This window comes from Blastococcus sp. SYSU D00922 (genome assembly GCF_054050495.1).
The window spans coordinates 112264-138756 of record NZ_JBJGZL010000012.1; the positions used below are offsets into that span (position 1 = coordinate 112264).

Sequence of the window (26493 nt, forward strand, 5' to 3'; positions counted from 1 at the left end):
ACGGGGGAGGTCAGACCTGGAGGCCGAGCCAGAGCGCCGCCGTCGCGGCCAGCAGGGTGAGCGGCACCGTCGCGAGGCCGATCGCGGTGTGCTGCCCCGGCGACGGCGCCTCCAGCCCCAGCACCCGCCGCCACAGCAGGTTCGCCAGCGAGCCGACGTAGGTGAGGTTCGGCCCGACGTTGACACCGATGAGCACGGCGAGGACCGTCCCGGGGCCTCCCGCGGCGGCGACCGGCAGCAGCGCCAGGGTCGCCGGCAGGTTGTTGAGCAGGTTGGCCAGCACGGCGGAGATCGCGGCGACCGCGAGGAGGGGGAGGAGCGCGTCGCCGTCCGGCAGCACCGCGCCGAGGAACGCCTCCAGCCCGTTGCGGAGGACGGCGAGGACGACGACCGACAGGGCCAGGACGAAGACCGCGAACGGCAGGTCCGCGGCCTGCACGAGGTCGGTCCACCGGGTGGTCCGGCGGACCAGCTGCCGCGCGGCCAGGACGACCACGCCCACCACCGCGGGCCACACGGGTGAGATCCCCGCGAGGGAGCTGACCCCGAAGCCCAGGACGACGAGGGCCACCACGGTGAGCCCGACCGCGGGCACGGGCGGCACCGCGGTGACCGGCTCGCCCGCCGGCTTGGCCAGCTCCCCGCGGAACAGCCGGCGGAGGACGACGTACTCGACGCCGACCGCCACCACCCACGGGGCCGCCATCAGCGCCGTGAAGTGCAGGAACGACAGCCCCGTCGCGGCGAACGCGAGCAGGTTGGTCAGGTTCGACACCGGCAGCAGCAGGGACGCCGAGTTCGCCAGGTGCCCGGTCGCGTAGGCGTGCGGTAGCGAGGAGACGCGCATCCGCACCGCGGTCGCGACCACGACGGGGGTGAGCAGCACGACGGTCGCGTCCAGGCTGAGCAACGCGGTCACGACGGCGGACAGGACGACGACCCGCGCCAGGAGCGAGCCCGCGGACCGGCCCGAGCGGCGGGCGGTGACCGCGGCGGCCCAGGTGAACAGGCCCTCCCCGTCGGCGAGGTGGGCCAGCAGCAGGACGACGACGAGGAAGGCGACGGTGGGACCGATGTCGCGGACGGCGGCCTCCGCCTCGGGAGCGCCGACGGCGCCGACCAGCACCAGGAAGGCCGCGCCGGGCAGCGCGACGGCGACCGGCGGGACGCCGGGAAGCGCGGCGGTCGCCGCCAGGAGCGTCGCGGCCAGGACGATCCCGGAGACCCCGAGGCCCAGCAGGTCGACGGTCACCGGCGCAGGAAGAGGTAGACCGCGACCGCGACGCCGAAGGTGACGATGAGGACCCGCAGCGGTCCGGTCGGGATGCGCGTGGCGATGCGCGCGCCGAGGAACCCGCCGATGAGGTTGAGCGGGGCCGCGACGGCGACGACGTCCCAGTGCACGTCCCCGAAGATCCCGAACACCACGAGGGTGACGGTGGCGGTGACGGCCGACAAGGCGGACTTGAGCGCGTTGGCCAGCTTCAGCCGGTGCAGCGCGACGCCGAGGACGCCGACCAGGATCACGCCGAGCGCGCCGCCGAAGTAGCCGCCGTAGACGGTCGCGGCGAAGAGGGCGACGTACAGCCAGGCCGGGTCCTTCCTGGGCCGCTCGGCCTCGTCCGGCAGCCGGCGGGTCAGGAGGGGCTGGACGGCGAGCAGCAGGCTGGCCAGCAGCACCAGCACCGGGACGACGAGGTCGAACGCGCCCGAGGGGGTGGTCAGCAGCAGCACGCTGCCCGCCGTCCCACCGGCCAGGGCGACGAGGCCGAAGCGGATCAGCCGGCCCCGCTGGCCGGCGTACTCGGCGCGGAAGCCGGCGACGCCGCCGAGGTAGCCGGGCCACTGCGCCACGGAGTTGGTCACGTTGGCGGCGACGGTCGGCAGGCCCAGCGCGACGAGGGTCGGGAAGAGGATCAGCGAGCCGCCGCCGGCGATCGAGTTGACGACTCCGGCGACGAAGGCGACGCCCGCGGCGATGACCAGGTCGAGGGCGGGCACGAGCGGCCACCCTACGGTGACCGCATCCGGAGGCCGGGCAGGCCGACTCGTCCACGCGGTAGGGCACCCGACCACGCGGTGGACCGCGAGGTCGACGAGCACCCCGCGGGGTCGACCGTCGCGGCACACTGCGCGCATGCCGACTCCACTGCCCGACGACTGGCAGCGCGCACTGGTCGTGGCCGCGCACCCCGACGACATCGAGTACGGACTCGCCGCCGCCGTCGCGGTCTGGACGTCGAAGGGCAAGGAGGTGCACTACCTCCTGGCGACCCGGGGCGAGGCGGGCATGGCAGGCGTCCCGCCGGCGGAGGCGGGTCCGCTGCGCGAGGAGGAGGAGCGGCGCTCGGCCGCGGTCGTCGGCGTCAGCGAGGTGGAGTTCCTCGACCACCGCGACGGCACGCTGGTCGCCGGTCCGGAGCTGCGGCGCGACCTCGCTGCGGCCATCCGGCGGCACCGACCGGAGCTCGTCGTCACCGGGTACTTCGGGGCGACGTGGACGCCGCCCGGGGTGTCGCCGGCGTACGTGAACTCCGCCGACCACCGGGCGCTCGGCCAGTGCGTCGTCGACGCGGTGGCCGACGCCGCGAACGAGTGGATCTTCCCGGACCTGACCGAGGAGCGGTGGAGCGGCGTGCAGTACATCGCCGTCGGGGAGATGACCGACCCGCCGCACGAGGTCGACGTGAGCGACACCGTGGAGCTGGCGGTCGCGTCGCTCACCGAGCACCGGCGGTACCTGGAGCTGCTGTCGAGCGACCCCGTCGAGGAGCAGGCCCGCCAGGTCGTCGACATGTCGACGCTGAAGGAGGACGGGGGACGCCGGGTCGGCTTCCGCCTCTACTGGGGCTGAGCGCCGTCCCGGTTCCGGCGCGAGACGAGCCAGATCGTCACCACGACGAGGACGGGCAGCGCCAGCAGGCCCACGGCGACCAGCACCATGCCGGTCGAGGGGGAGCTCAGGACGAGCGCGACGCCGACCGACACCAGGAGCACGACCATGAGCGCGGCGCCGCTCCACCGCTGCGCCGCGTCCGGCACCGGACGGGGTTCCACGCCCCGGACCGTAGCCGGTGCGGATCGGCGCTCCCGTCGCCGCCGGTGGGCCCCCTAGACTGCTCGGCACGACGGACGAGTCGGCTGGGCGGTCGCGTCGGCGGGGGAGACCCCGCCGCCGAGGAACGTCCGGGCTCCACAGGGCAGGGTGGTCGTTAACAGCGACCCGGGGCGACCCGCGGGACAGTGCCACAGAGAACAGACCGCCAGTGCGTGCACTGGTAAGGGTGAAACGGTGGTGTAAGAGACCACCAGCACACCGGGTGACCGGTGTGGCTCGGTAAACCCCACCCGGAGCAAGGGCAAGAAGGGACGTCGGTTCTGGTTCGCCAGTCCGGCAGTCCTGCGCAGGCGTTCGAGGGCGGCCCGCCCGATGCCTGCGGGTAGCCCGCTCGAGCCTGCCGGCAACGGCAGGCCTAGATGGATGACCGCCCATCGGGAGGCCGTGAGGCACCCGTGGACAGAACCCGGCGTACAGGCCGACTCGTCCGTCGCCCGCTCACCGCAGCTGCGCGTTGAGCCGGGCGGCCTGCCGCGTGAGGTGGCCGCGCTCGGCCAGGTTCGGCGCGGCCTGGGCTGCCTCGGCGTAGAGCCGGGCCGCGGTCGCCGGCTCGCCCGCCCGCTCGTGGAGGTACGCCGCGACGGCCGTGTACCGGGGCAGGGAGGGCTCGAGCCCGCTCAGGGCGGCCAGCCCGGCGCGGGCGCCGTCGGCCTCGCCGACCGCCACGGCGCGGTTGAGCCGGGCGACCGGGCTGCCGGTCAGCCGGACGAGCTCGTCGTACCACTCGACGATCTGCACCCAGTCGGTCTCCTCGTGCCTGCGTGCGTCGGCGTGCAGGGCGGCGATGGCCGCCTGGGCCTGGAACTCGCCCAGCCGGTCGCGGGCGAGCGCGGCCTGGAGGACGTCGATGCCCTCGGCGATCAGCCGGGTGTCCCACAGGCCGCGGTCCTGCTCGGCCAGGGGCACGAGGCTGCCGTCGGGGCGGGTCCTGGCCGGCCGCCGCGCGTGGTGCAGCAGCATCAGCGCGAGCAGGCCCGCCACCTCCTCGTGGTCGATCCGCGCGGCCAGCTGGCGGGTCAGCCGGATCGCCTCGGCGGCCAGGTCGACGTCGCCGGAGTAGCCCTCGTTGAAGACCAGGTAGAGCACCAGCAGCACCGTGGCGACGTCGCCGGGCTCGTCCAGCCGGACACCGGAGACCGTCCGCTTGGCCCGGCTGATCCGCTGGGCCATGGTCGCCTCCGGCACCAGGTAGGCCTGGGCGATCTGGCGCGTGGTCAGCCCGCCGACCGCGCGGAGCGTGAGCGCCACCGCCGAGGTGGGGGAGAGCGACGGGTGGGCGCAGAGGAAGTACAGGTGCAGCGTGTCGTCCACCTCGCTGCCCGGCCCGGGCGCGGGCTCGTCCTCGACGCGCACCTCCCGTCGCCGCCGGGAGGTGTCGGAGCGGACGGCGTCGAGGAACTTGCGCCAGGCCACCGTGACCAGCCAGCCCTGGGGGTCGCGGGGCGGGTCGTCCGGCCACACCCGGACCGCTTCCAGCAGGGCCTCCTGGACGGCGTCCTCGGCCGCCGCGAAGTCGGCTCCGCGGCGGCCGAGGATCCCGATGACGGCGGGGATGAGTGCCCGGAGGAGGGCGTCATCCACCGTGCATCACTCCGTGATGGTCGGCGGCTCGTCGAACAGGGGCCGCACCTCGAGCCACTCGTGGATCGGCTCGCCGCCCGCGCCGGGCGCCGAGGACAGCTCGCCGGCCAGCTCGACCGCCCGTGCCTGGCTGTCGACGTCGATGATCATCCAGCCGGCGATGAGGTCCTTGGTCTCGGCGAACGGCCCGTCGGTGACCGGCGGCCGCCCCTCGCCGTCGGAGCGCACCCACATGCCCTCGGGCCGCAGCGCCTGCCCGTCGACGTACTCGCCGGTGCCCTCGAGCCGGGTCGCGAAGTCCTGCATGTACTGCATGTGGGCCGTGACCTCCTCGGGGGTCCAGCGGTCCATCGGGACGTCGTTGACCGCCGCCGGCGCGCCGCGGTAGTGCTTGAGCAGCAGGTACTTGGCCATCGTGTCTCTCCTTCGTGATGTACGGCCCACCGTGGCCGTTGCACCTCGGGGACGGAGCCGCGTGCGGTTTCTCGACATCCTGCCGGGAGAAAACTTCCGCACGACCGGCAGCGCGGTTGCGGTACGTGTCCGTCTTGACACGTGCCGGGCCCGTCTCCAGCCTCTGTGCATGACGGTGATCCCGCTTCCGCGGCACGGGCAATGGGCGTGGGACCTGCGCGGCGAGGGCCGAGCGGTCCGGGTGACGGCGCACGTCGACGCCGGCGTGATGAACCTGAGCCTCTGGCGCGGGGGCATCTGCGTCGGCAGCGCGCAGCTGCTGCCCGGCGACGTCGCCAAGCTGGCGAACGGCCTGACGGAGGGGCTGGCGGAGATCGCCACCCAGTCACGGACGGACCCGGCCGGTGATCCGGTGCGTATCGCCGAGCTGGAGGGGCGGCTCGCCGAGGTGGAGGCCCGGCTGGGCCGGCCAGCCCCACGGCGGACCGTCGCCACAGCGGTCGGTGCCGTCCGGTCAGCGCTCGTGTCCCGCGGGCTGCGGGCGGTGGTCCGCGCCCGCTGAGCCTCAGCGCCGCACGTCGTAGACCAGGTGGGTCACCTGCCTGCCCTGCACGATGCGCGGGTCGTCGAACAGGATCGGCTCGGCGATCCCGCCGCTGCCGAAGAAGGGCCGGCCGGTGCCCAGCACGGCCGGGACGAGGTTGAGCACCACCTGGTCGACGAGACCCTCGCGGAGCGCCTGGCCGCCGATCTGCCCGGCGCTCACCGACACGTCCCGGTCGCCCGCCAGGTCGCGCGCCTGCTCGATCGCGCTGCGGACGCCGTCGACGAAGGTGAAGGGCGCGCTCCCGGCGTGCTCCCAGTCGGTCGGTGGCTCGTGGGTCACCACGAAGACGTGCTCGCCGTTGGCCGGGACGCCGTTCCAGCCGTTGGTCAGGTCGAACAGGCGCCGCCCGATCACCGCCGCGGCGATCCGGGGCGCGAACGAGTAGAGGAAGTCCGCGGTCTCCCGGGTGGTGTGGAAGACCCGGGACTCGTCGCTGAAGGTCCCGGCCACGTCGCCGTTGCCGTACCAGTCGAAGAGCGGGCCGACGGTGTCGTCGTCCCTGGCGATGAAGCCGTCGAGCGACACCGCCGCGAAGATGCTCGTCGTGCCCATGTCCCTGCCCTCCGCGTCCGGACCGCGCCGGTCGCGATCCTCATGGCTAGGACCGGCGACTCTTGCTCAACTCATCGGTTGACTAAACTCCGTCCCCGTCAGGCAGGTGCCGGTGTGCCCTCCGGTGTGACGACGAGCCAGCGGCCACCGTTCTCGACGACGTCGTGGCACAGGACCTGTCCCCGCTCCTCGTGCGCGTAGAAGTAGAGCGGGTGGCCCGCGTACGTGACCTGGGTGGTGCCGTCGTCCCGGGCGACCGTGCCCAGCAGGTCCGCGCGGGCGTCGCCGGTCGCCTGAGGCGCCCCGGTCGTCAGCACCGGCGGCCAGGCGACCGCGCACTCGCCGTAGCACTCCGGGACGCCGTCGGTCTCTATCTCGAACAGGTAGATGGCCTGGCCCGGCTCGTCGAAGAGCATCGGTCCGAAGTCGCTGTCCCGGACGGTCAGGGCGAGCCCGGTCTGCGCGGGGGGAGCAGTGGTGGCGGGAGCCTCGCCGGTGGCGGTCGTGGCCGCGGACGTGGTCCCGGGTGTCGGCGCGGACGCGGTGTCCCTGCCCTCGGAGGACGTGCCGCAGGCGGAGAGGAGCACTCCCGCCACGGCTGCCGCGATGCACGCGCCACGCCTGTCGGAGGTCACGCTTCATCGTGGACCCTCGTGGGCCGCTGTCAACGGGCCTGATCGGGGCCTCGTTAGGCTGCCGGGCACATGAGCGCGAGACGACCGGCACCGCGGACCGCGGGCGGGCTCCGGTGAGGATGCGCCGGAGACGGACGCTCGTGCTGGGCGGCGCCCGGTCCGGGAAGTCCTCCTACGCCGAGGGTGTGCTGCGCCGGGAGCGGGACGTCGAGTACGTCGCGTGCGGCCTGGCGCCCAGCGCGGACGACGCCGAGTGGGCGGACCGGGTCGCACTGCACCGCGCCCGCCGCCCCGCGTCGTGGACGACCACCGAGACCGTCGACCTGGTCGCCGTGCTGGGGCGGCCGGGCCCGCCGGTGCTGGTCGACTGCCTGACCACCTGGCTGGCCAGGGTCATGGACGACTGCGGCGTCTGGTCCGACGAGCCCGGGTCGGCCGAGAAGCTGGCTGCCGCCGTCGACGACGTCGTCGCGGCGTGGGCCGGCACCCGCCGCAGGGTCGTCGGGGTCAGCAACGAGGTGGGCTCCGGCATCGTCCCGGCGACGCCGTCGGGACGACGGTTCCGCGACGAGCTCGGCGTGCTCAACGCCCGGATCGCCGCCGCCTCCGACCGCGTGTGGCTCGTGACCGCCGGACTGCCCCAGCGCCTGCGCTGATCAGCCGAGCCGGACGACGACCGCCTCCGTCGCGCTGCGGCGGGCGGCGTCGAGCACGGTCATCGAGGCGACGGCGTCCCGCGGGTCGACCGGCAGGGGGCCGGCGCCCCTGACCGCGCGCGCGAACGCGGGGTAGAAGGTGTCCCAGGCCCCGTTCTCCGCGCGCACGGTCTCGCTGGCGCCGCCGCGGTGCACGTGGCCCCCCCGCTCGGCCGGCTCGGCCCCCCAGTCCTCGCCGAGCGTCGCGGGGGTCTGCCCGTCGAGCAGCAGTTCCTCCTGGACGTCCATGAGGGTCGGGTTGACGTAGCCGGCCTCCGTCCCGGTCACGCGGAACCGCGGTCCGGGGGAGGGCTGGCTCCAGCTGCCCCAGAGATGCGACCGCGCCCCGCCGGTGTGGGTCAGGGCGACGAACACGTCGTCGTCCAGGCCGTTCTCCCGCAATCGCCACTCGGCGTAGACCGACTCGACCGGCCCGAGCAGCACCAGGGCCTGGTCGACGAGGTGGCTGCCGAAGTCCAGCAGGGTCCCGCCGCCCGCGGCTCCCGGACCGTCGGCAGGGGCCAGCCGCTCGAAGCGCGACTCGAAGCGGACGACGTCCCCGAGCGTGCCGTCGGCCACGAGGCGGCGGACGGTCAGGAAATCGGAGTCCCACCGCCGGTTCTGGTACGGCGACAGCGCGAGCCCGCGCTGCTCGGCCAGCTCCACCGACCGGCGGGCGGCACCGGCGTCCAGCGCGAAGGGCTTGTCGCAGACGACGGCGAGGCCGAGCTCGAGCGCGCGGTCGGTGAGCTCGCTGTGCGTCGCGGCCGGGGTGGAGATGGCCACCGCCTCGGCGCCGGCGTCGGCCAGCGCCTCCAGCGAGCCGAAGGTCGCGCGGCCGGGGGAGTCCTGCTCCACGAGCGCCCGCCGCTCGGCGGACGACGTCACGACGCCGAGGAACTCGATCCCGTCCGCCGCACCGAGCAGGGGCGCGTGGAACCAGCGTCCGCCGAAGCCGTAGCCGACCAGTCCGAACCGCACGGGGGAGTCTGTCGTCACCGGGCGATCATGCCCGGCCGGTCAGGCGTCGCGGACGAGCGTCCTCAGCTGTCCCGCCATCTCCGGGGTCACGTCGACGCCGTGGGCCTCCTTCGCGTGCGGGCCGGCCTGCGCCAGCACGTCGTCGACGGTCTCCGCGCGGACGACGGCGTCGCAGTCGAAGCCTGCATCGCGGCACGCGAGTTCCTTCACGGCTGTCCTCCCTCGGTCGCGCTCGTGCCGCACACCCTGGCCCGGCTCCCGACGCGCCGACAGGGGTTCGAGCACCGACTGGACAGTCTCGTGCAACCATGGTTGCATCGCCGCCGTGCAGGCGGGGGAGTGGGTGATGCTCAGCTACCGGCTGCCACGCGAACCGTCCGGACCCCGGACCACGCTGTGGCGCCGGCTGAAGCGGCTGGGTGTCGCTCAGCTCGCCGACGGGCTGGTCGCCCTCCCCGCGGACGCCCGCACCCGCGAGCAGCTCGAGTGGCTGGCCGACGACGTCCTGGCCGCCGGCGGGACCGCCGGTGTGTGGCTCGCCCGCCCCACGACCAGCGGCCAGGAACGCGAGCTCGCCGCGGGCCTCGCGGCGGCCCGGGCCGAGGAGTACCGCGAGCTCGTGCGCGCCTGCCACGGTGCGGTCGCCGCGGAACCAGGGGAGCAGGCGCGCCGCCTGCGCCGCCTGCGGACCGAGTGGCGGGCCGTCACCCGGCGCGACTTCTTCCCCCCGCCCGAGCGCGAGGAGGCGGCCGCCGCCCTGCGGGAGCTCGAGGCGACTGCGCGCAGCGAGGCCGTCCGATGAGGTGGGCTACCCGTGCCGGGATCCACATCGACCGCGCCGCGTGCGCGTGGCTGATCCGCCGCTTCGTCGACCCCGACGCGGTGTTCACCTTCGTGAGCGACCCTGCCGACGTGCCGGCCGACGCGACCCCGTTCGACATGCGTGGCGTGGCGCTCGGCCACGTCGGCGGCGACTGCTCGTTCGAGACGATCCTGCGGCACTTCGAGCTGACCGATCCCGTGCTCTGGCGGATCGCGGAGATCGTCCACGTCGCCGACCTGGACGACGACCGCTTCGACGCGCCGGAGGCGCCCGGGCTCGACGTGCTGCTCCGCGGCCTGTCGATGACCGGCACCGACGAGCACACCCTCGCCGTCTCCGGGCCGATGTTCGACGCCCTGTACGAGTACCACCGCCGTCGCACCCTGCTCGGCCGCGAGCCGGCCTGATCCGGAGGAGACCCGTGACCAGCGAGACGCAGCCGCGCCAGGACGGCCGGCGACGCGAGGACGGCCCAGCCATCCCGTTCGGGACGGCGGTCCGCGCCTGGTTCGCCATCTCGCTGCAGACCTTCGGCGGTCCCGCCGGCCAGATCGCCGTGATGCAGCGGACCCTGGTCGACGACAAGCGGTGGATCGGCCAGCGGCGGTTCCTGCACGCGATGAACTACTGCATGCTGCTGCCCGGCCCGGAGGCCCAGCAGCTGGCCACCTACGTCGGCTGGCTGCTGCACGGGACGCGGGGCGGCCTGGTCGCCGGCGGGCTGTTCGTCCTGCCGGGCGTCGTTGCGCTGCTGATCCTGTCGGCCGTCTACGTCGGCTTCGGCGACACCGTGGCGGTGACGGCGCTGTTCGCCGGGCTGGCCCCTGCGGTGCTCGCCATCGTCGTGCAGGCGGTGCAGCGGGTGGCCAAGCGGGCGCTGATCAGCCCCGCGCTCGTCGCCATCGCCGTCCTGTCGTTCCTGGCGCTCGCTCTGTTCGCGGTCCCGTTCCCGGTGGTGGTCATCGCCGCAGGGGTGCTCGGCTGGGCACTGCACCGGTGGTGGCCGGCCGCCGTCCCGGAGAAGGGCAAGGCGGAGGCGGCCGACGACGGGCCGGCGCCGGTGGTCCCGGACGACGTCCTGCACACCGAGCGGCCCTCGTCGCGCCGGACGCTGAGGGTCCTGGCCGTGGGGCTGCTCGTGTGGGGCGTCCCGATCGCCGCGTTCGCACTGCTCACCGGCGCGCACAGCACGTTCACCGAGCAGGGGCTGTTCTTCTCGGGTGCCGCCGTCGTCACGTTCGGCGGTGCCTACGCGGTGCTCGCGTACGTGGCCCAGCAGGCGGTGCAGGTTTACGGGTGGCTGGCGCCGGGGGAGATGGTGCGCGGTCTGGCCCTGGCCGAGACGACGCCGGGGCCGCTGATCATGGTGGTGCAGTTCGTGGCCTTCGTGGGGGCGTACCGCGCCCCGGGCGAGCTGGATCCGTGGGCCGCGGCGGTGCTGGCCTCGCTCCTGGTCACCTGGGTGACGTTCGTGCCGAGCTTCCTGTTCGTGCTGCTCGGGGCGCCCTACATGGAGCGGCTGCGCGGCAACCGCTCGCTGTCCGCCGCGCTGACCGGGATCACGGCGGCGGTCGTCGGGGTCATCGCCAACCTCGGGGTCTACTTCGCGGTGCACACGCTGTTCGCCGACACCCGGACCGTGGACCGGTTCGGGCTTGCGATCGAGCTGCCCGATCCGTCGAGCCTGCGACCGGTCCACCTGGCCGTCGCGGTCGTCGCCGCCGTCCTGATCTTCCGGCTCAGGTGGTCGGTGCTCCGGACGCTCGGGGTCTGCGCGCTCCTCGGTCTCGCCGCCGGCCTTGCAGGGCTGCCCGTCTCCTGAGACCGCTCGGCGACACGCTCCGCGTCGATCTTGTGACGCAGCGTGCGATCCGGATAGCGTCGCGGGACCTCACACCGCCGTGGGGCCGTCCTGATCGGGGAGTCGTCCGTGCTGCGTCGTGTCCTGCCTGTCGCGACGGTGGCTGCCGCCGCTGTCGTCCTCCTGCCTGCCACCGCAACGGCGGCTCCTGAAGCGCCGCGCGTGACGACCAGCGAGTCCCGCTCCGCGAACGCGGAGGTGGTCCTGCCGGACGGGACGCACGCGCGCGTGACGCTCGGGGAGTCCCGCTACGGGGTCAGGGGCGAGTGGCGAGGGCAGTTGTCCGTCGAGACCTGGACCGAGTGCACGCAGCCCTTCGGCTGTGCGTGGGACCGGCTGTGGGGCTCCACCGAGCTCACCGACGCCGAGGTCCAGTTCACCCGGAACCTGGGGAGCGCGTCAGCGGTCGACGTCCCGGTGACGCTCCGCGGTGGTGGCCTCGGTCCGGGAGCGGGCACGGAGCGCCAGGTGACCGTCAGCGTCGTCCTCACCGGCACCGGAGCGGTCACCCGGTCGGTCGACCACTCCGACGTCTGCGGGGACACGGGAGAGCCCGGCTGCCTCTCCGCCCGGACGAGCGCGCTGCGGGACGCCACCGCGAACGTCACCGTGGACGGCGTCGCCGTCGTCGGCGCCGGCACGATCGACCACCTCTCCGGGATCGACGTCCGGCTCCCGCAGACCGCGGCCGGCACGTCGACCGAGGGCTGACCCACTCGGCGCCCGCCCGTCCCCTTCCCGGAGGGCGGGCGGGTGCAGATGCTTCTCCTCCTCCTGGGCCCGTCAGGGTGCCTGGGCACGCTGGTGAACCTCGCCGCCGCGCGTCATCGCTGACCGCCGGGACAACCATCGGTGAGCTGGCAAGCCAGGGTCCTTACGCGGTCCTGACGGCGCTGTTCCGGGTGGTCTCCACGGCGCGGTCCACACGCGCCGGGCTGTGCCTCGGGAATCGCCCGGACCACTGGCGTGGGCCTGGTCGGGCGTCGGCCTCTCGTCGGCGTGACGGAGCCGACCGGCGGACCGATCTGCCGTGTGGTCCTTGCCTGCTCCGCGGCGCGCTGATCGCCGTTCCGGCCGCAGGGGACCGGACGCGCCCGTAGCGACCCGCTCACGCTCAGCGAACACGGAGAGTCACCGGGTCGAGCGACAGAGCGTCACCGGATCGGGCGGTGCTCGAGCCGTCCATCACCGTCCGTGACGCCGGTCGGGTGTCCCCCTTCCGGGTCACGGCGCCGCCCGTAGGGCTCCCGTTCCCGCTGGCCAGGCCGGATCTTGGGGGAGCCGCGACCCCGGTCACCACGGCCCGATCAGTCGACGGCGGACCTCCTAGGAGATCACCGTGCTCAACCTGTTCACCGCTCTGCAGATCCTGGCCTACGACGTCACCGACCGCCTCAAGCGCGAGGAGAAGGGCGCCAGCGCCGTCGAGTACGCGCTGCTCGTCGGCCTGATCGCGGCCGCCGTCGTCGCTGCCGTCGCGATCTTCGGGGAGAAGCTGGACGGGCTCTTCAGGAACATCAACGTCAACGGCAAGTGACCCCCTTCGTCCGCTGACGGACACGGGTCGTGGTCGGGCGGCACGGCTCCCCTGGGGCCGTGCCGCCGGGCCCGTCGGAATCCCAGAACCCAGCACTGGAAGGAGGATCGCCATGACTGCACGCTCGAGCCGTCGTCGCCGGCTCGCCGGTGAGCGCGGGGCCGTCGCGGTCGAGTTCGCGCTCGTCGTGCCGCTGCTGCTGCTCATGCTGTTCAGCATCGTGTCGGTCAGCCGCGCCTTCCAGGTGCAGGCCACGCTCTCCGGCGCCGCCCGGGAGGCGGCCCGCGCCATGGCCATCCAGAACGACGTTGGCGCGGCTCGGTCGGCCGCGGTGTTCGCCGCGTCCACATCGGACATCCCGCTGACCGCCGGGCAGGTGGCCATCTCGCCCTCGACCTGCACCGGCGCCGCACCCACGACGAACATCCGCGTCACCATCACCTACCAGTTCCAGCCGACCGGGAGCTTCGCTGGTGGTATCGCCTTCCCGATCACCAGCAAGGCGGTGCTCCGTTGCGGGGGGTGAGCGCTAGCCGGCTGGCCCGGCTCCGCGAGGAGCGAGGCGGTGTGGCCGTCACGCTCGCTCTGCTCATGCCGATCCTCTTCGGCGCGGCCGCGATAGGGGTCGACGTCGCCGCCATCTGGTCGGCGCGCCAGCAGGTGCAGACCGGTGCGGACGCCGCTGTCATCGCCGTCGCGATGGACTGCGCTCGTAACGACTGCGGCAACATCAAGAAGACCGCCGAGGACGCCTTCTGGGCGAACGACGAGGCGGCCAAGCTCGCCAACCTGGGCCCGGGCGAGGGCTGGATCCGCGTGAACGGTCGCAAGATCAGCGCGACGCAGAAGAAGGACTGGCTGGTCAACCACTTCTTCGCCGCCGCCGTCGGCTACGACACCGGATCGCTGTCGGTCCAGTCGTACGCGGAGTGGGCCCCGATGACGGAGGCTCGCTCGGAGTTCCCGATCGCCATCTCCTACTGCACGTACAAGGACCTGGCGCTGCCGCTCGCGGCGGGTCGGACCGTCACGCTGGGGGTCGGCGAGACCTCCGGCGGCAGCTGCAGCACGCCGTCGGGCACCTCGGTGAACGCCGGCGTCGCCTGGATGCAGACCGACGGTGGAGAGTGCGCCGGCTCCACCGCCTGGAAGGGCAGCTACGAACGGGAGAGCCCGAACACCCAGGGGCCGCTCCCCGCCAACTGCACCGACGACTACCTCAAGTCGCTCGTGGGCCGCGACGTGCTCGTCCCGATCTGGGACAACCTGCACTCCCAGACCTACCGGGTCTACGGCTACGCCGCCTTCCACATCACGGGTTGGGACGGATCCGGCGCCCGCAAGCTCACCGGCTACTTCACCTACTCGGCCCGCCAAGTCGACGACACCACCCCGCCACTGCGAGATGCGCCCGACCTGGGTGCCCGAGCCGTGTTCCTCACCGAGAGCTAAGGACAAGAGATGCCTCGCCGAATCATCGCCGCGGTCGCGGCCCTCGTGCTCGCCGTCGTCGGCGCTGTCGTGCTCATCGGCTACGTGCGCGCCGCGGACAACCGTGCCCAGGCCGGGGAGGACCTGGTCGACGTCCTCGTCGTCGACAGCGAGGTCGCCGCGGGCACCTCCGCCGGCGACCTCGGCGGCAGCGTCTCGGTCGAGCGGGTGCCGCAGCGCCTGGTCGCGGACGGCGCCGTCTCGGACCTGTCGGAGCTCGGGGACCAGGTGGCCACGGCCGCGCTGCTGCCCGGCGACCAGGTGCTGGTCGGCCGCTTCGCCGACAAGGCGTCGCTCGCGCCCGCCGGGACCGTCCTCGCGCCCGAGGGCCTGGTCGAGATCAGCGTGACGCTGGACGCGCAGCGTGCCGTCGGCGGTGCGGTGAAGCCCGGCGACAAGGTGGGCATCCAGCTCACCAACCAGGACTCGGCCGAGGGCGGTGTCACCGCCTACAGCGTCTTCCAGGTGTTCCGCGACGTCCTGGTGACCCGCGTCGTCCGGCCCGAGGGCAGCGCGGACCCCGCCGCCCCCTACGTCGTCACGCTCGCGCTCACGCCGCAGGACGCCTCCGTCGTGGTCCTGGGCACGGAGTCGGAGTCCGTCTGGCTCTCCCTCGAGAAGGCGTCGCCCACCAGCGTCGGCCAGAGCACCGCCACCACCACCACCGTCACCCTGGGAGACGACCAGTGAGCACCGTCCTGACCGTCGGCGTCGGCGCCGACCTCGTCCAGCGACTCCACGAGCAGCACGACGGCGACGTCGTGACCCTCGCCGTGGACGCACCCACCAGCGGTGGGCTGCTGAGCCTCCTCGACAGCGGCAGCGAGCCCCTCGCCGTCGTCCTCGGTCCCGACGTCCCCCTCGACCGCGCCTTCAACCTGGCCGGACGGGTCGACGTCGCCACGGCGACCAGCGTCATCATCGTCGTGGCGGACGCGGATCCCGAGCTCTGGATGGCGGCCATGCGGGCCGGTGTCCGCGACGTCCTCAGCCCCGACGCCTCCGCGGCGGACGTGGCCGCGGTCCTCGAGCGCGCCGCCGGCCTGGCCCGCGCCCGGCAGGAGGCGGCCACCGCCAGCCAGGCCGAGGAGCGCCCCGACCACCGGGTGATCGTCGTGGCCTCGCCCAAGGGCGGGGTCGGCAAGACCACCGTCTCGACCAACCTCGCCGTGGGCCTCGCGCGGTCCGGCGAGGGCTCGACGGTCATCGTCGACCTGGACGTGCAGTTCGGGGACGTCGCCAGCGCGCTGGCCATGGCGCCCGAGTACACCCTGCCCGACACCGTGCACGGGGCGGCCAGCAACGACCCGCTGGTGCTCAAGACGTTCCTCGGCCGGCACCCCAGCGGCCTGTACGTCGTCGCCGGCAGCGACTCGCCGGCGGCCGGGGACGCCGTCACCGCCGAGCAGGTCGCCCGGCTGATCGACACCCTGTCGCGGGAGTTCCGGCACGTGGTCATCGACACCGCGCCCGGCCTGGCCGACCACACGCTGGTCGCGCTGGAGCGGGCGACCGACCTCGTGCTGGTCAGCAGCATGGACGTGCCGGGCGTACGCGGGATGCGCAAGGAGCTCAACGTGCTCGAGGAGCTGTCCCTCGTCCCCGCCGGCCGGCACCTGGTGCTCAACATGGCCGACCCGGCGGGCGCGCTGTCCATGGACGACGTCACCACGACCATCGGCGCGCCGCTCGACGTGGTCCTGCCGCGCAGCACCGCGGTCCCGCTGTCGACCAACACCGGCATCCCGCTGCTCGAGAGCGAGGCCCGGGACGTCGTGACCCGCGGCCTGCAGACCCTCCTGGGCCGCCTCCTCCCCGAGCAGGCGAGCACCGCGCAGCCGAGCACGTCCGGGCTCTCCGGGCTGCTCGGCCGGCTCAAGGCCGGTGGCCGGTGAACCTCAGCGAGCGCCTGTCCCAGGCGCGCGGCGAGGAGGCCCTGAGCACCGACCCGATCCGGCCGGCCACTGCCGACGCCGGTCGCCTGGCGACCCGTGTCGCCACGGTGGCGGTGACCGAGGAGGCGGCGCCGGGTCGCGCGTCAGCCCCGGACCCGGCCGCTGCGCCGGTCGACGGGCTCGCCCGGCTCAAGGCCAAGGCGAGCCAGGCGCTGTTCGACCGGCTCGGGACCAAGCTGTCCGACCCCGACCTGCCCGAGGAGCAGTTGCACGGCCTGGTGCGCACGGAGCTGCAGCGGGTGCTCGCGAACGAGCAGGACAGCGCGTTGTCCGGCGAGGACCGCCGTCGTCTCATGGCCGAGATCACCGACGAGGTGCTCGGGCACGGCCCCCTCCAGCCGTTCCTCGACGACCCGACGGTCACCGAGATCATGGTGAACGGGCCCGACCTCGTGTACGTGGAGCGGAACGGGCGTCTGGTGCGCACGGAGGCCGCCTTCACCTCCGAGGCGCACCTGCGCCGCGTGATCGAGCGGATCGTCTCCCGCGTGGGCCGGCGGATCGACGAGAGCTCGCCGCTGGTCGACGCACGGCTCGCGGACGGGTCCCGCGTGAACGCGATCATCCCGCCGCTGGCCTTCGGCGGCTCGTCCCTGACCATCCGCAAGTTCAGCAGCACGCCGTTCGAGGTCGGTGACCTCATCGCCTTCGGCACCATGTCGCCGGAGATGGCCGAGCTGCTCCGGGCCTGCGTCGAGGCGCGGCTGAACATCATCGTCTCCGGTGGCACCGGCACCGGTAAGACGACGCTGCTCAACGTGCTCTCGTCCTTCATCCCGGACTACGAGCGGATCATCACCATCGAGGACGCCGTCGAGCTGCAGTTGCAGCAGGAGCACGTCGTCCGGCTGGAGTCGCGGCCCGCGAACATCGAGGGCAAGGGTGCGATCAGCATCCGCGACCTGGTGCGCAACTCGCTGCGCATGCGGCCCGACCGCATCGTGGTCGGCGAGGTCCGCGGTGGCGAGAGCCTCGACATGCTCCAGGCCATGAACACCGGCCACGACGGCTCGCTGTCGACGGTGCACGCCAATAACCCCCGCGACGCCATCGCCCGCCTGGAGACGCTGGTCCTCATGGCCGGCATGGACCTCCCGCTGCGGGCGGTCCGGGAGCAGGTCGCGTCGGCGGTCGACGTCATCGTGCAGATCAGCCGGCTCCGCGACGGCACCCGGCGGATCACGCACGTGACCGAGGTCCAGGGCGTCGAGGGCGAGACGGTGACCATGCAGGACGCGTTCACCTTCGACTACTCGGCGGGGACCGACCTCAACGGCCGGCTGCTCGGCAAGGCCGTCCCCACCGGCGTGCGGCCGCGCTTCACCGAGCGGTTCGCCGAGCTGGGCATCGCCCTGTCCCCGCGCGTCTTCGGGCACTCGGCGGAGCGGAAGCCCGCCGGGAAGCGGCCGTGATGTCGGCCGCGGTGTGGGTCGCCGTCCTGGCGTGCGCCGCCTCGCTGGCGCTGGCGGTGCTGGCGTTCGCCACGCCGGGGCGGACGACGGTCCCGCTGAGCCGGCTGAAGCCGGACGCGGAGCCGACCCGCGGCCGCATCGCCGTGGCCGCCGAGGACGCCACAGCCCTCGCCGACCGCCTGCTCCGCCGGACCGGCCGCACCGGTCAGCTCCAGAACTTCCTGGAGGAGGCCGGTGTCCGGTCCCGGCCGGCCGAGGTCCTCGTCATCGCGGGCGGGGCCACGCTCGGCGCGGGTGCGCTGGGCGTCGTGCTCGGCAGCGCGGTGACGGGGGTGGTCTTCGCGCTGGTCGCCCCGCTGGCGGTCGCCGGCGTGATCAGCATGCGCCGTACCCGCCGCCGCGCCGCGTTCATGGCGCAGCTCGACGAGTCGCTGCAGCTGATGGCGAGCAGCCTGCGGGCGGGGCACAGCGTGCTGCGCGCGCTCGACGCCGTCTCGCGGGACTCCGAGTCGCCGACGGCGGAGGAGTTCTCCCGGGTCGTCAACGAGGCGCGGGTGGGGCGCGACCTCAACGAGGCGCTGGAGGAGGTCGCCCAGCGCACCCGCAGCGAGGACTTCAGCTGGGTCGTGCAGGCCATCGCGATCCACCGTGAGGTGGGCGGCAACCTCGCCGAGGTGCTCGACAGCGTCGGCGTCACCATCCGCGAGCGGAACAAGCTGCGGCGCCAGGCGCGGGTCCTCTCCGCCGAGGGGCGGACCTCCGGCGTCGTCCTGTTCCTCCTGCCGCCGGCGGTCACCGCCCTGCTCGCCGTCGTGGCCCCCGACTACGTCGGCAGGCTGGTCGAGTCCTCGGCCGGGATCGTCATGCTCACGGTCTCCGCCGTGCTCATGGCGGTCGGCGCGCTGTGGCTGCGCACGATCGTGAAGGTGAGGTTCTGATGACCCCCGTCGTCATGCTCGGCGTGGTCGCCGTCTCCGCCGCCATCGGGTGCCTCACCTACACGGTGGTCGGGCACTCGGGCCGCGCGCTGGCCATCGCCCGCCGCAACCTCACACGCGGCCTGGCCACGACCACGGTGGAGGTGGGCTCGCTCGAGTCCCGCGGGTCCGGCTCCAGCGCGCTGCTGCGGGTCATCACACCGGACGCCGAGGCACGGCGCGCCCGCCGTCTGCTTCAGGTCGCGGGGTATCCGCACGGCCTGACCCTCACCCGCGTGCTGTGGGCGAAGCTGGTGCTGGCCGGCGTCGTCGCCCTCATCGGCCTGGCGCTCCTCGCGAGCGGGGCGGGGCTGCTGACCTGGGTCCTCGTGCCCCTCGCCGTCGTCGGCGCCTACCGGCTCCCGGAGGCGATCCTCTGGGGTCGCGGGCAGGAGCGCCGGAAGACCATCACCCACGAGCTGCCCGACCTGCTCGACCAGATGACCATCGCGGTCGCCGCCGGGCTCGGGTTCGAGGCAGCCCTGGCGCGGGCGGCGGCGAACGGCAAGGGGCCGCTGGCTGACGAGCTGTCGCGGACCCTGCACGACGTCGCGGTCGGCCGGTCGCGGCGGGAGGCCTACAACGCGCTCGTCGCGCGGACCGACGTCCCCGACCTAAAGCGGTTCGTGGCCGCGGTCAACCAGGCCGACGCCTACGGCATCGCCATCGCCGACGTGCTCAAGGTGCAGGCCGCCGAGATGCGCGTGAAGCGCCGGCAGCGGGCCGAGGAGCAGGCGATGAAGGTGCCGGTCAAGGTCACCTTCCCGCTGATGCTCTGCTTCCTCCCCGCGCTGCTGATCACCGTGGTGGGGCCGGCCGTCATGGGACTGGTCGACAGCCTCGGCTGACCCCGCACGAACGACGGACCCGTGGCCACCGCACGAGCGGTGACCACGGGTCCGTCGCGTCGAGGCCGGGGGTCAGCGGGGCTGCGCCGGGTTGGTCGGGTCGCCCTGCGACGGCGGATTGACCGGCGGGCCCGAGGTCGCCTCCGTCACCTGTGAACCACCCGCCGCGGCCGGCGGGGCGTCGGCGCCCACCGCGGCCGGGTCGCCGCCCGAGGGCTGGGCGCCGTCGGCGAGCCCGGACAGCCGGTGCTCCATGGCGCTCACCACCTGGATGCGGTTGGCGTGGGAACGCTCGTACTGGAGCAGCGTCCTCAGGTCGTCGGAGCCCAGGGTCCGGATCCGGGAGGTCAGCGAACCCACGGGCAGGTGGTCGTAGTCGGGCAGCGGCAGGTCGTCGCGCTCGGTCATCGCTCGTCCTCTCGTGAACTTCTGCGGTCCGGGTCCGCCTACCCGCTCTCGGCCGTCCGACACCGGGTGTGAGGACCGGGTCGGTGGGTAGGCGGCGGTCACAAGCGTGTCCAGCGCAGGGCACCTGATCGCCCGACCGAGGAGTTGCACCACCCACATGGACGTGTCCTTCCTGGAGCCTGTCTTCTCCGCCACCGGCCCCTTCGCCACGGTCTGCGCCGACGTCACGCACACGACTGAGAACGCCGACACCGAGCTCGACCTCCGGGTGCGCGCGGTGAGCGAGCGGCTCACCGAGCAGGGGGCGCCCGACGCCGTGGTCGAGGCCGTCCGCAACCGCCTGCTCGAGGGCAACGACGGCGGTGAGGCGGGCACGCTGCGTGGCCGCGCCCTGGTCGCCGCCGCCGACGGCTCGGTCGTCCTCGACCAGGCCCTCCGCGACGCGCCCCTGCGGGAGATCGCCGAGTGGAGCCCGCAGCCGGACCTCCTGCCGGTCCTGCGCCAGCTGCCGGGCCGGGTGCCGCACATCGTCGTGCTGACCGACCGGACCGGTGCCGACATCACCTACATGGGCCTGCCCGGCCAGGTGGACGAGCAGGAGACGGTGAAGGGCGACACCTTCCAGATCCGCAAGTTCCAGGGCGGCGGCTGGGCGCACCACCGCTACCAGCACAACGCCGAGAACAAGTGGATCCACAACGCGGAGGAGGTGGCCACGCAGATCTCCTCGATGGCCCGGCGCCTGTCGCCGCGGTTCGTGCTCGTCGCCGGCGACATCCGCGCCCGCCAGATCCTCACCGACCGGGCCAGCGACCTGTGGTCGGACCTCATCGTGTCGATGGACGAGGGCGGTCGCGCCGCGGGTGCGGACCGCGAGCCGGTCGACCGGCGCATGGACGAGCTCGTCGCCGAGCACGAGGCGCGCGAGGTGGCCGAGGTGCTCGACCAGCTGAGCGGCGCCGCTGCGCACGGCCTCGCGGTGACCGGCAAGGAACCGGTCGTCGAGGCGCTGCGCAAGGGCCAGGTCGAGACGCTCGTGCTGGCCGACGACCCGGGGGAGGACACCCTCCTCGTCGGCAACGGCCCGGCCGAGCTCGGCGTCGATCAGCACGACATGGACGCCCTCGGCACCCACGGCGAGATCGTGCCCGCCGACCGCGCACTGCTCGCCGCCGCCGTCGCCAGCGCGGCCGGCGTCGTCGTCGTGCCGCGGAGCGCGATGCCGGAGGAGGCACCCGTGGCCGCCGTCCTCCGCTACACCGACGCCTCCACGGCGTCCTGAGCCCCGCAGATCGAAGGAGAGAGAACCCCGTGAGCGATCCCCACCAGCCCGCCACCTCGCCCGGCACCGACCAGGGCGACATCGAGCGGCGCGCGGCCATCGCCGAGGCCCTGGGCAAGGAGGTGTGGCCGGCCGACCGCGACGCCCTCGTGGCCAAGGCGGAGGAGGGCAACGCCCCCGATGCCGTCCTGGGCCAGCTGCGCCGGCTGCCGGAGGGCCGGCGGTTCGAGAACGTGCAGGACGTCGCCGAGGCCCTCGGTCTCGGCACCGAGCAGCAGCGGTTCTGACATGCCCTCGATGAAGGACCCGACCCCCGAGGCCTGGGAGAACGTCACCCAGGGCAACGTGGAGACGCGCGCCCAGCTGCTGCCGGAGGAGGTGTCGGTGGAGGGCCACCCCGACCCGGCGCAGGGCGACCTCGACCCGAAGGTCCAGGCCGCCGTGATCCTCGCCGAGTCCGAGGAGCGCACCATCCACGCCGACCCGGACGACGCGCAGGGCGCTCACCGCCAGTCGGCGGAGACAGCCGACCAGCCCTGACGTGCGCCACGAGCACCCGGTCCAGCTGCGCTGGTCCGATCCCGACTCGCTCGGGCACGTCAACCACGCGCGGGCGCTGAGCCTCATCGAGGACGCGCGCCTGGCGATGGTCGACGGCCCGGGCGGGTCGATGATCCTGGCCCGGCTGGAGGTGGACTACCTCCGGCAGCTGTACTACCGGGTCGGCGAGCGGCCGTGCGTCACCAGCTGGGTGACCCGCATCGGCACCAAGTCGCTCACCGTCCGGCAGGAGCTGGTCCAGGACGGCGAGGTCGCGATCCGCGCCGACGTCGTCCTGGTCATGTTCGACTTCGCATCCGACACCAGCCGCCCGCTCACCGACGACGAGCGGGCGCACTGGTCGCGGTACCTGGAGGAGTAGTCAGGCGCGGATCTCCAGGGTGCAGCACTTGACGCTGCCCCCGGCCTTGAGCAGCTCGGAGAGGTCGACACCGACGGGCTCGTAGCCGCGCTCGGCCAGCTGGGCGACCAGACCCGTGGCCGCCGACGGCAGGACGACGTGCCGCCCGTCGGAGACCGCGTTGAGGCCCAGCACCACGGCGTCGGCCTCCGAGGCGAGCACCGCGTCGGGGAAGAGCCGCTGCAGGACCGCCCGGCTGCCCGCGCTGAACGCCTCCGGGAAGTAGGCGACGGTGTGGTCGTCGAGCACCGCCAGGGCGGTGTCGAGGTGGTAGAAGCGCGGGTCGACCAGCTGGAGGGAGACGACCGGGACGCCGAGCAGCTCCTGCACCTCGGTGTGCGCGCCCGGGTCGGTGCGGAAGCCGGTGCCGGCCAGGACCAGCTCTCCGACGACGAGGAAGTCGCCCTCGCCCTCGGTGACGTGCGCCGGCTCGGTGACGCTCTTCAGGCCCAGGTCCTGCAGCCGCCGGAGGTAGGCCGGCCCCTCGGGACGCCGCTCGGCGTGGGTGAACCGGGCGCCCAGCGCGTGGCCCTCGAACACCAGCCCACCGTTGGCGGCGAACACCATGTCGGGCAGGCCCGGTTCCGGCTCGATCAGCTCCACCTCGTGGCCGAGGGAGAGGTAGGTCTGCCGGAGGGTCTCCCACTGCCGCACGGCGAGGTCCCGGTCGGCACCGCGGGTGACGTCCATCCAGGGGTTGATGGCGTAGCTGACCTCGAAGAACGTGGGCGCGCACATGAGGTAGCGCCGCGGCGTCGCGACCCGCTCGGCGTGCTCGGCGGCACGGGGACGGGGCAGGGCAACGGTCACGGACGGCTCCTCGCAGCGACGGCGCCGGCGATCCCGGCGGACCCCGCGAACGCTAGGGAGGGAGCGCGTTGCAACACAACGCCGTTCTGTTGCGTGTCCAGGGGCGATACGTTGTGTCCGTTCACCGGGAACGACGGTTCGTTGCGCGGAGGTACGGCATGGACACGCTCGACGAGCAGGTGATCGGCTGCCTGCTCCACAACGCCCGGGCGACGTTCGCCGAGATCGGGTCGGAGGTCGGGCTCTCGGCGCCGGCGGTCAAGCGGCGGGTCGACCGGCTGGTGGCGTCGGGCGCGATCCGTGGGTTCACCGCGCTGATCGACCCCGACGTCCTGGGCTGGCAGACCGAGGCCTACGTCGAGATCTACTGCAAAGGCACCGTGGCCCCGGAGGAGCTGCGGCGGAACCTCGAAAGGGTGCCGGAAGTGGTCGGCGCGGCCACGGTCTCCGGGAACGCCGACGCGCTGGTGCACATGCTCGCCTCCGACGTGAAGCAGCTGGAGCGGGCGCTCGAACGCATCCGCGACGAACCGAACGTCGACCACACCCGCAGCGTGATCGTGCTGTCCCGGCTGATCGACCGGCCCCGCACCTGAGGATCGGCCAGGATCGCCCGGTGACCTTCTTCGCCGGCTTCGAGGAGCTCCGGGTGGACGTCGGGGACGGCGTCGAGCTGCGCCTGCGCTCCGGGGGCAGCGGGCCGCCGGTCGTCCTGCTGCACGGTCACCCGCGCACGCACACCACCTGGCACCGCGTCGCACCGCTGCTCGCCGCGGCGGGGCACACCGTCGTCTGCCCCGACCTCCGCGGCTACGGCCGCTCGTCGAAGCCCCCGACGACCGAGGACCACGCCCCGTACTCCAAGCGCGCCATGGCGGGGGACGTCGTCGCGCTCATGCGGGCGCTCGGGCACGAGCGGTTCGCCGTCGTCGGGCACGACCGCGGCAGCTACGTGGCGATGCGGACCGCGCTGGACCACCCCGACGCGGTCAGCCACCTCGCCGTCCTCGACTGCATCCCGATCGTCGAGCACCTCGAACGGGCCGACGCCCGCTTCGCGTCGGCCTGGTGGCACTGGTTCTTCTTCGCGCAGCCCGACAAGCCCGAGCGGGCCATCGGGGCCGACCCCGAGGCTTGGTACGGGTCACGCGCGCCCGGCAAGGCGGAGCGGATGGGACCGGAGAACCACGCCGACCACCTCGCCGCGATCAACGACCCGGCCACGGTCCACGCGATGGTCGAGGACTACCGGGCGGGCCTGGGCGTCGACCGCGCGGCGGAGGAGGCCGACCGTGCCGCCGGACGCCGGGTCGCGTGCCCGACCCTGGTGCTGTGGTCCGCCCGCGACGACCTGGAGGACCTGCACGGCGACCCCCGGTCGATCTGGGCCGGCTGGACCACCGACCTCCGTGGCGGCGGCGCGATCGACAGCGGTCACCACATGGCCGAGGAGGCGCCGGAGGAGCTCGTCGCCGCCCTGCTGCCGTTCCTGGACGGGTGAACGGATGTGATCTTGGCCTGCGTCGCGGGTAGGGCCGGAGCCGGACCCGAGAAGGAGAGGTCATGCCGAAGACCACGAAGAGCGGCAGCGCCAAGCTGTCGGAGCTGCCCAGCACGCTGAAGCGCTCGCCGAAGAAGGCGCAGCGCACCTTCGCGAAGGCGCACGACTCGGCGGCCGACGAGTACGGCGACGAGCGTCGCGCCAACCAGGTCGCCTGGGCCGCCGTCAAGCACAGCTTCGAGAAGGTCGGCGACCACTGGGAGAAGAAGGCCGGCGGCAAGAAGGGCCCGTCCGACGCGCAGGCCGCCGGTGGCCGGAACACGAACAAGAAGACGGCGGGTGGCGTCGACGCCAACGCCACCAAGGACCACCTGCTCAAGCTGGCCAAGAAGCTCGACATCTCCGGCCGCTCGTCGATGAAGAAGAAGCAGTTGGTCGAGGCCATCCAGAAGGCCAACAACAAGAAGACGGCGGACGCGCGCAAGAAGAAGTAGCGCGAAAGCCCCATCGGGCCGCGACATCTGCGGTCCGGGCGCCGTGCGAGACGCAGATGTGATGCGCTCGTCACGGGAAGCTCATACGGTCCATCCGCATGAGACGACCACTGGCCGCCGCGGCGGTCTCCCTCGCCCTGACGACCCCGTTGCTCGTGGCGACGCCCGCCGCCGCCGATCGGTACGGGCCGGGGAGCACCACCAGCGCCGATCCGTACTTCCCGCACGCGGGCAACGGCGGGTACGACGTCCAGCACTACGGGCTGACCCTCGCCTACGACCCCGCGACCGGCCGCCTGGACGGGACCGCGGTCATCACGCTCACCGCGACCGCGGACCTCGACAGCTTCAGCCTCGACCTGCGCCGGCTCACCGCGACGTCGGTTCTCGTGGACGGCAAGCGCGTCACCTTCGAGCAGCTGCCGCCCGACGAGCGCGGCCTCGGCGGCGAGCTCGTCGTCCGCACGCGTCCCAAGCTCAAGGCCGGGACGACGCACCAGGTGACGGTTGTCTACGGCGGCGTCCCGGGTCGGCCGGTGGACATCGAGGGGGCCCCGTACGGGTTCTACTCGTTCCGGGACGGCGCTTTCGTCGCCAACGAGCCCGACGGCGCCGCGACCTGGTACCCGGTCAACGACGTCCCGACCGACAAGGCCACGTACGACTTCCGCATCACCGTTCCCGAGGGCAAGACGGCGGTGGCCAACGGCGAGCTCGTCGGTGCACCGGTGACGGCGAACGGCCGGACCACGTTCGTGTGGCGGGCGACCGATCCGATGGCGAGCTACCTGTCGACAGCGTCGATCGGCGACTACGTCATGACCACGCAGGAAGGGCCGGGCGGCCTGCCGATCTACGACTTCGTCGACAAGGACCTGACCGCCTCACGGATGGCCACGACGCGGGCGAGCCTGGCGCTGCAGCCGGCGATGATCAACTTCTTCGACGACATCTTCGGTCCGTACCCGTTCACGTCGTTCGGCTCGATCGTCGACGACAACTCGGTCGGGTACGCGCTCGAGACGCAGACCCGGCCGATCTACTCGGGGCTCGCGCAGGAGAGCACCGTGGCCCACGAGCTCGCGCACCAGTGGGTCGGCAACAGCGTCACTCCGGAGGTCTGGCCGGACATCTGGCTGAACGAGGGTTTCGCGACGTACTCGGAGTGGCTGTGGGAGGAGCACCGCGGCGGCAACACCGCCCAGGAGCGGTTCGAGGAGGTCTACGCGATCCCAGCCGAGGACGAGTTCTGGGCCACCCCGCCCGGTGACCCCACGGCCGAGGACCTGTTCAACGCGGCGACCTACGACCGCGGCGCGGCGGCCCTGCACGCGCTGCGGCTGGAGATCGGCAAGGGAGCGTTCTTCGACGTCCTCCACCGGTGGGCGACGGAGAACGAGGACGGCAACGTCAGCACGGCCGACCTCGTCGCCCTCGCCGAGGAGGTCAGCGGCCAGGACCTCGACGCCTTCTTCACCGCGTGGATCTACACGCCGGAGAAGCCTGCTCTGTGACGGCTCGTCGGTGGCGGCGCTCCCCGCGCCGCCACC

Annotated in this window: 34 protein-coding genes and 1 other RNA gene; 24 read left to right on the top strand and 11 right to left on the bottom strand. The window is 73.3% G+C overall.

The window, feature by feature from the left end; translation table 11 throughout:
• Window positions 1–10: 10 nt before the first annotated feature.
• Together ACI78T_RS16630 and ACI78T_RS16635 are read right to left on the bottom strand one after the other, a co-directional pair.
• Complete coding sequence (locus ACI78T_RS16630) at window positions 11–1252, bottom strand: SLC13 family permease (RefSeq protein WP_456559227.1); 1242 nt, start codon at window positions 1250–1252, stop codon at window positions 11–13.
• Window positions 1249–2001: a sulfite exporter TauE/SafE family protein gene (locus ACI78T_RS16635; protein WP_456559228.1), complete on the bottom strand. Its 753-nt coding sequence runs from the start codon at window positions 1999–2001 to the stop codon at window positions 1249–1251. The genes ACI78T_RS16630 and ACI78T_RS16635 overlap by 4 nt, the downstream gene beginning before the upstream one ends.
• 136 nt (window positions 2002–2137) lie before the next feature.
• Between ACI78T_RS16635 and ACI78T_RS16640 the strand changes: the two genes are divergently transcribed.
• Window positions 2138–2854, top strand: a complete 717-nt coding sequence (locus ACI78T_RS16640) for a PIG-L deacetylase family protein (protein ID WP_456559229.1) — start codon at window positions 2138–2140, stop codon at window positions 2852–2854.
• Here the strand turns inward: ACI78T_RS16640 and ACI78T_RS16645 are convergent.
• Complete coding sequence (locus tag ACI78T_RS16645; RefSeq protein WP_456559230.1) at window positions 2842–3057, bottom strand: hypothetical protein; 216 nt, start codon at window positions 3055–3057, stop codon at window positions 2842–2844. The genes ACI78T_RS16640 and ACI78T_RS16645 overlap by 13 nt on opposite strands.
• A gap of 76 nt (window positions 3058–3133) precedes the next feature.
• Between ACI78T_RS16645 and rnpB the strand changes: the two genes are divergently transcribed.
• Window positions 3134–3548: RNase P RNA component class A (gene rnpB / locus ACI78T_RS16650), an RNA gene on the top strand.
• Between the two features lie 8 nt (window positions 3549–3556).
• Here rnpB and ACI78T_RS16655 read toward each other — a convergent pair.
• Both ACI78T_RS16655 and ACI78T_RS16660 read right to left on the bottom strand, forming a co-directional pair.
• On the bottom strand, window positions 3557–4699 hold the full coding sequence (locus ACI78T_RS16655) for an RNA polymerase sigma factor (RefSeq protein WP_456559231.1): 1143 nt from the start codon (window positions 4697–4699) through the stop codon (window positions 3557–3559).
• 6 nt (window positions 4700–4705) lie between these two features.
• Window positions 4706–5113, bottom strand: a complete 408-nt coding sequence (locus ACI78T_RS16660; RefSeq protein ID WP_456559232.1) for a YciI family protein — start codon at window positions 5111–5113, stop codon at window positions 4706–4708.
• Between the two features lie 169 nt (window positions 5114–5282).
• Between ACI78T_RS16660 and ACI78T_RS16665 the strand changes: the two genes are divergently transcribed.
• Window positions 5283–5675 carry a hypothetical protein gene (locus tag ACI78T_RS16665; RefSeq protein WP_456559233.1) on the top strand — a complete coding sequence of 131 codons (393 nt, stop codon included), beginning with the start codon at window positions 5283–5285 and terminating at the stop codon, window positions 5673–5675.
• 3 nt (window positions 5676–5678) lie between these two features.
• On the opposite strand, the gene ACI78T_RS16670 is transcribed toward ACI78T_RS16665, so the two are convergent.
• Together ACI78T_RS16670 and ACI78T_RS16675 are read right to left on the bottom strand one after the other, a co-directional pair.
• A complete protein-coding gene (locus ACI78T_RS16670) occupies window positions 5679–6272 on the bottom strand; it encodes a dihydrofolate reductase family protein (protein WP_456559234.1) in 594 nt (197 codons plus the stop codon).
• Window positions 6273–6370: 98 nt separating this feature from the next.
• Window positions 6371–6907: a COG4315 family predicted lipoprotein gene (locus tag ACI78T_RS16675; RefSeq protein WP_456559235.1), complete on the bottom strand. Its 537-nt coding sequence runs from the start codon at window positions 6905–6907 to the stop codon at window positions 6371–6373.
• A 119-nt stretch (window positions 6908–7026) separates the two neighbouring features.
• Between ACI78T_RS16675 and cobU the strand changes: the two genes are divergently transcribed.
• Complete coding sequence (gene cobU, locus ACI78T_RS16680; RefSeq protein ID WP_456559236.1) at window positions 7027–7563, top strand: bifunctional adenosylcobinamide kinase/adenosylcobinamide-phosphate guanylyltransferase; 537 nt, start codon at window positions 7027–7029, stop codon at window positions 7561–7563.
• Here the strand turns inward: cobU and ACI78T_RS16685 are convergent, their stop codons facing one another.
• Window positions 7564–8601, bottom strand: a complete 1038-nt coding sequence (locus ACI78T_RS16685) for a Gfo/Idh/MocA family protein (RefSeq protein WP_456559237.1) — start codon at window positions 8599–8601, stop codon at window positions 7564–7566. It lies immediately after the preceding gene.
• A gap of 21 nt (window positions 8602–8622) precedes the next feature.
• The gene (locus tag ACI78T_RS16690; protein ID WP_456559238.1) at window positions 8623–8793 is read right to left on the bottom strand and encodes a DUF1059 domain-containing protein; all 171 of its coding nucleotides are present in this window, start codon (window positions 8791–8793) and stop codon (window positions 8623–8625) included.
• 115 nt (window positions 8794–8908) lie between these two features.
• Here ACI78T_RS16690 and ACI78T_RS16695 point away from each other — a divergent pair, with 115 nt between their 5' ends.
• From ACI78T_RS16695 to ACI78T_RS16750, 12 genes are all read left to right on the top strand, one after another.
• Window positions 8909–9385 carry a Chromate resistance protein ChrB gene (locus tag ACI78T_RS16695; RefSeq protein WP_456559239.1) on the top strand — a complete coding sequence of 159 codons (477 nt, stop codon included), beginning with the start codon at window positions 8909–8911 and terminating at the stop codon, window positions 9383–9385.
• Window positions 9382–9813 (top strand): chromate resistance protein ChrB domain-containing protein, encoded by a 432-nt coding sequence (locus ACI78T_RS16700; protein WP_456559240.1) that lies wholly within the window; start codon window positions 9382–9384, stop codon window positions 9811–9813. Before ACI78T_RS16695 ends, ACI78T_RS16700 begins: the two co-directional genes overlap by 4 nt.
• A 14-nt stretch (window positions 9814–9827) precedes the next feature.
• Window positions 9828–11228, top strand: coding sequence for a chromate efflux transporter (gene chrA / locus ACI78T_RS16705; protein ID WP_456559241.1), 1401 nt, complete (start codon window positions 9828–9830; stop codon window positions 11226–11228).
• Window positions 11229–11429: 201 nt separating this feature from the next.
• On the top strand, window positions 11430–11978 hold the full coding sequence (locus ACI78T_RS16710) for a hypothetical protein (protein WP_456559242.1): 549 nt from the start codon (window positions 11430–11432) through the stop codon (window positions 11976–11978).
• Window positions 11979–12606: 628 nt separating this feature from the next.
• Entirely contained in the window at window positions 12607–12804 is a 198-nt protein-coding gene (locus ACI78T_RS16715) for a Flp family type IVb pilin (RefSeq protein ID WP_456559243.1), read from the top strand.
• 112 nt (window positions 12805–12916) lie between these two features.
• The gene (locus ACI78T_RS16720) at window positions 12917–13330 is read left to right on the top strand and encodes a TadE/TadG family type IV pilus assembly protein (RefSeq protein ID WP_456559244.1); all 414 of its coding nucleotides are present in this window, start codon (window positions 12917–12919) and stop codon (window positions 13328–13330) included.
• Window positions 13331–13371: 41 nt separating this feature from the next.
• On the top strand, window positions 13372–14256 hold the full coding sequence (locus tag ACI78T_RS16725; protein WP_456559245.1) for a Tad domain-containing protein: 885 nt from the start codon (window positions 13372–13374) through the stop codon (window positions 14254–14256).
• A gap of 9 nt (window positions 14257–14265) precedes the next feature.
• A complete protein-coding gene (gene cpaB, locus ACI78T_RS16730) occupies window positions 14266–14985 on the top strand; it encodes a Flp pilus assembly protein CpaB (protein ID WP_456559246.1) in 720 nt (239 codons plus the stop codon).
• Window positions 14982–16190 (top strand): AAA family ATPase, encoded by a 1209-nt coding sequence (locus ACI78T_RS16735; RefSeq protein ID WP_456559247.1) that lies wholly within the window; start codon window positions 14982–14984, stop codon window positions 16188–16190. The genes cpaB and ACI78T_RS16735 overlap by 4 nt, the downstream gene beginning before the upstream one ends.
• Entirely contained in the window at window positions 16187–17662 is a 1476-nt protein-coding gene (locus ACI78T_RS16740) for a CpaF family protein (RefSeq protein WP_456559248.1), read from the top strand. The genes ACI78T_RS16735 and ACI78T_RS16740 overlap by 4 nt, the downstream gene beginning before the upstream one ends.
• Window positions 17662–18600, top strand: coding sequence for a type II secretion system F family protein (locus tag ACI78T_RS16745; RefSeq protein WP_456559260.1), 939 nt, complete (start codon window positions 17662–17664; stop codon window positions 18598–18600). The genes ACI78T_RS16740 and ACI78T_RS16745 overlap by 1 nt, the downstream gene beginning before the upstream one ends.
• Window positions 18600–19487, top strand: a complete 888-nt coding sequence (locus ACI78T_RS16750) for a type II secretion system F family protein (protein ID WP_456559249.1) — start codon at window positions 18600–18602, stop codon at window positions 19485–19487. The genes ACI78T_RS16745 and ACI78T_RS16750 overlap by 1 nt, the downstream gene beginning before the upstream one ends.
• Window positions 19488–19559: 72 nt before the next feature.
• On the opposite strand, the gene ACI78T_RS16755 is transcribed toward ACI78T_RS16750, so the two are convergent.
• Window positions 19560–19895, bottom strand: a complete 336-nt coding sequence (locus tag ACI78T_RS16755) for a hypothetical protein (RefSeq protein WP_456559250.1) — start codon at window positions 19893–19895, stop codon at window positions 19560–19562.
• A 157-nt stretch (window positions 19896–20052) separates the two neighbouring features.
• Between ACI78T_RS16755 and ACI78T_RS16760 the strand changes: the two genes are divergently transcribed.
• Genes ACI78T_RS16760 through ACI78T_RS16775 form a run of 4 tightly spaced genes read left to right on the top strand, consistent with a single transcriptional unit; the run spans window position 20053 to window position 22099 of the window.
• Window positions 20053–21177, top strand: a complete 1125-nt coding sequence (locus ACI78T_RS16760; protein ID WP_456559251.1) for a baeRF2 domain-containing protein — start codon at window positions 20053–20055, stop codon at window positions 21175–21177.
• A gap of 29 nt (window positions 21178–21206) precedes the next feature.
• Window positions 21207–21464 (top strand): DUF2795 domain-containing protein, encoded by a 258-nt coding sequence (locus tag ACI78T_RS16765; RefSeq protein ID WP_456559252.1) that lies wholly within the window; start codon window positions 21207–21209, stop codon window positions 21462–21464.
• Between the two features lies 1 nt (window position 21465).
• Complete coding sequence (locus ACI78T_RS16770; protein WP_456559253.1) at window positions 21466–21717, top strand: hypothetical protein; 252 nt, start codon at window positions 21466–21468, stop codon at window positions 21715–21717.
• 1 nt (window position 21718) lies between these two features.
• Window positions 21719–22099 carry an acyl-CoA thioesterase gene (locus ACI78T_RS16775; RefSeq protein WP_456559254.1) on the top strand — a complete coding sequence of 127 codons (381 nt, stop codon included), beginning with the start codon at window positions 21719–21721 and terminating at the stop codon, window positions 22097–22099.
• On the opposite strand, the gene ddaH is transcribed toward ACI78T_RS16775, so the two are convergent.
• A complete protein-coding gene (ddaH, locus tag ACI78T_RS16780) occupies window positions 22100–22948 on the bottom strand; it encodes a dimethylargininase (RefSeq protein WP_456559255.1) in 849 nt (282 codons plus the stop codon).
• Between the two features lie 158 nt (window positions 22949–23106).
• Here ddaH and ACI78T_RS16785 point away from each other — a divergent pair, with 158 nt between their 5' ends.
• The 4 genes from ACI78T_RS16785 to ACI78T_RS16800 all read left to right on the top strand — a co-directional run bounded on the left by ACI78T_RS16785 (window position 23107) and on the right by ACI78T_RS16800 (window position 26457).
• Window positions 23107–23544, top strand: a complete 438-nt coding sequence (locus ACI78T_RS16785; RefSeq protein ID WP_456559256.1) for an Lrp/AsnC family transcriptional regulator — start codon at window positions 23107–23109, stop codon at window positions 23542–23544.
• Between the two features lie 20 nt (window positions 23545–23564).
• A complete protein-coding gene (locus tag ACI78T_RS16790) occupies window positions 23565–24449 on the top strand; it encodes an alpha/beta fold hydrolase (RefSeq protein ID WP_456559257.1) in 885 nt (294 codons plus the stop codon).
• 62 nt (window positions 24450–24511) lie between these two features.
• Window positions 24512–24943 (top strand): ChaB family protein, encoded by a 432-nt coding sequence (locus tag ACI78T_RS16795; protein ID WP_456559258.1) that lies wholly within the window; start codon window positions 24512–24514, stop codon window positions 24941–24943.
• Window positions 24944–25041: 98 nt separating this feature from the next.
• Window positions 25042–26457 (top strand): M1 family metallopeptidase, encoded by a 1416-nt coding sequence (locus ACI78T_RS16800; RefSeq protein ID WP_456559259.1) that lies wholly within the window; start codon window positions 25042–25044, stop codon window positions 26455–26457.
• Window positions 26458–26493 lie beyond the last annotated feature (36 nt).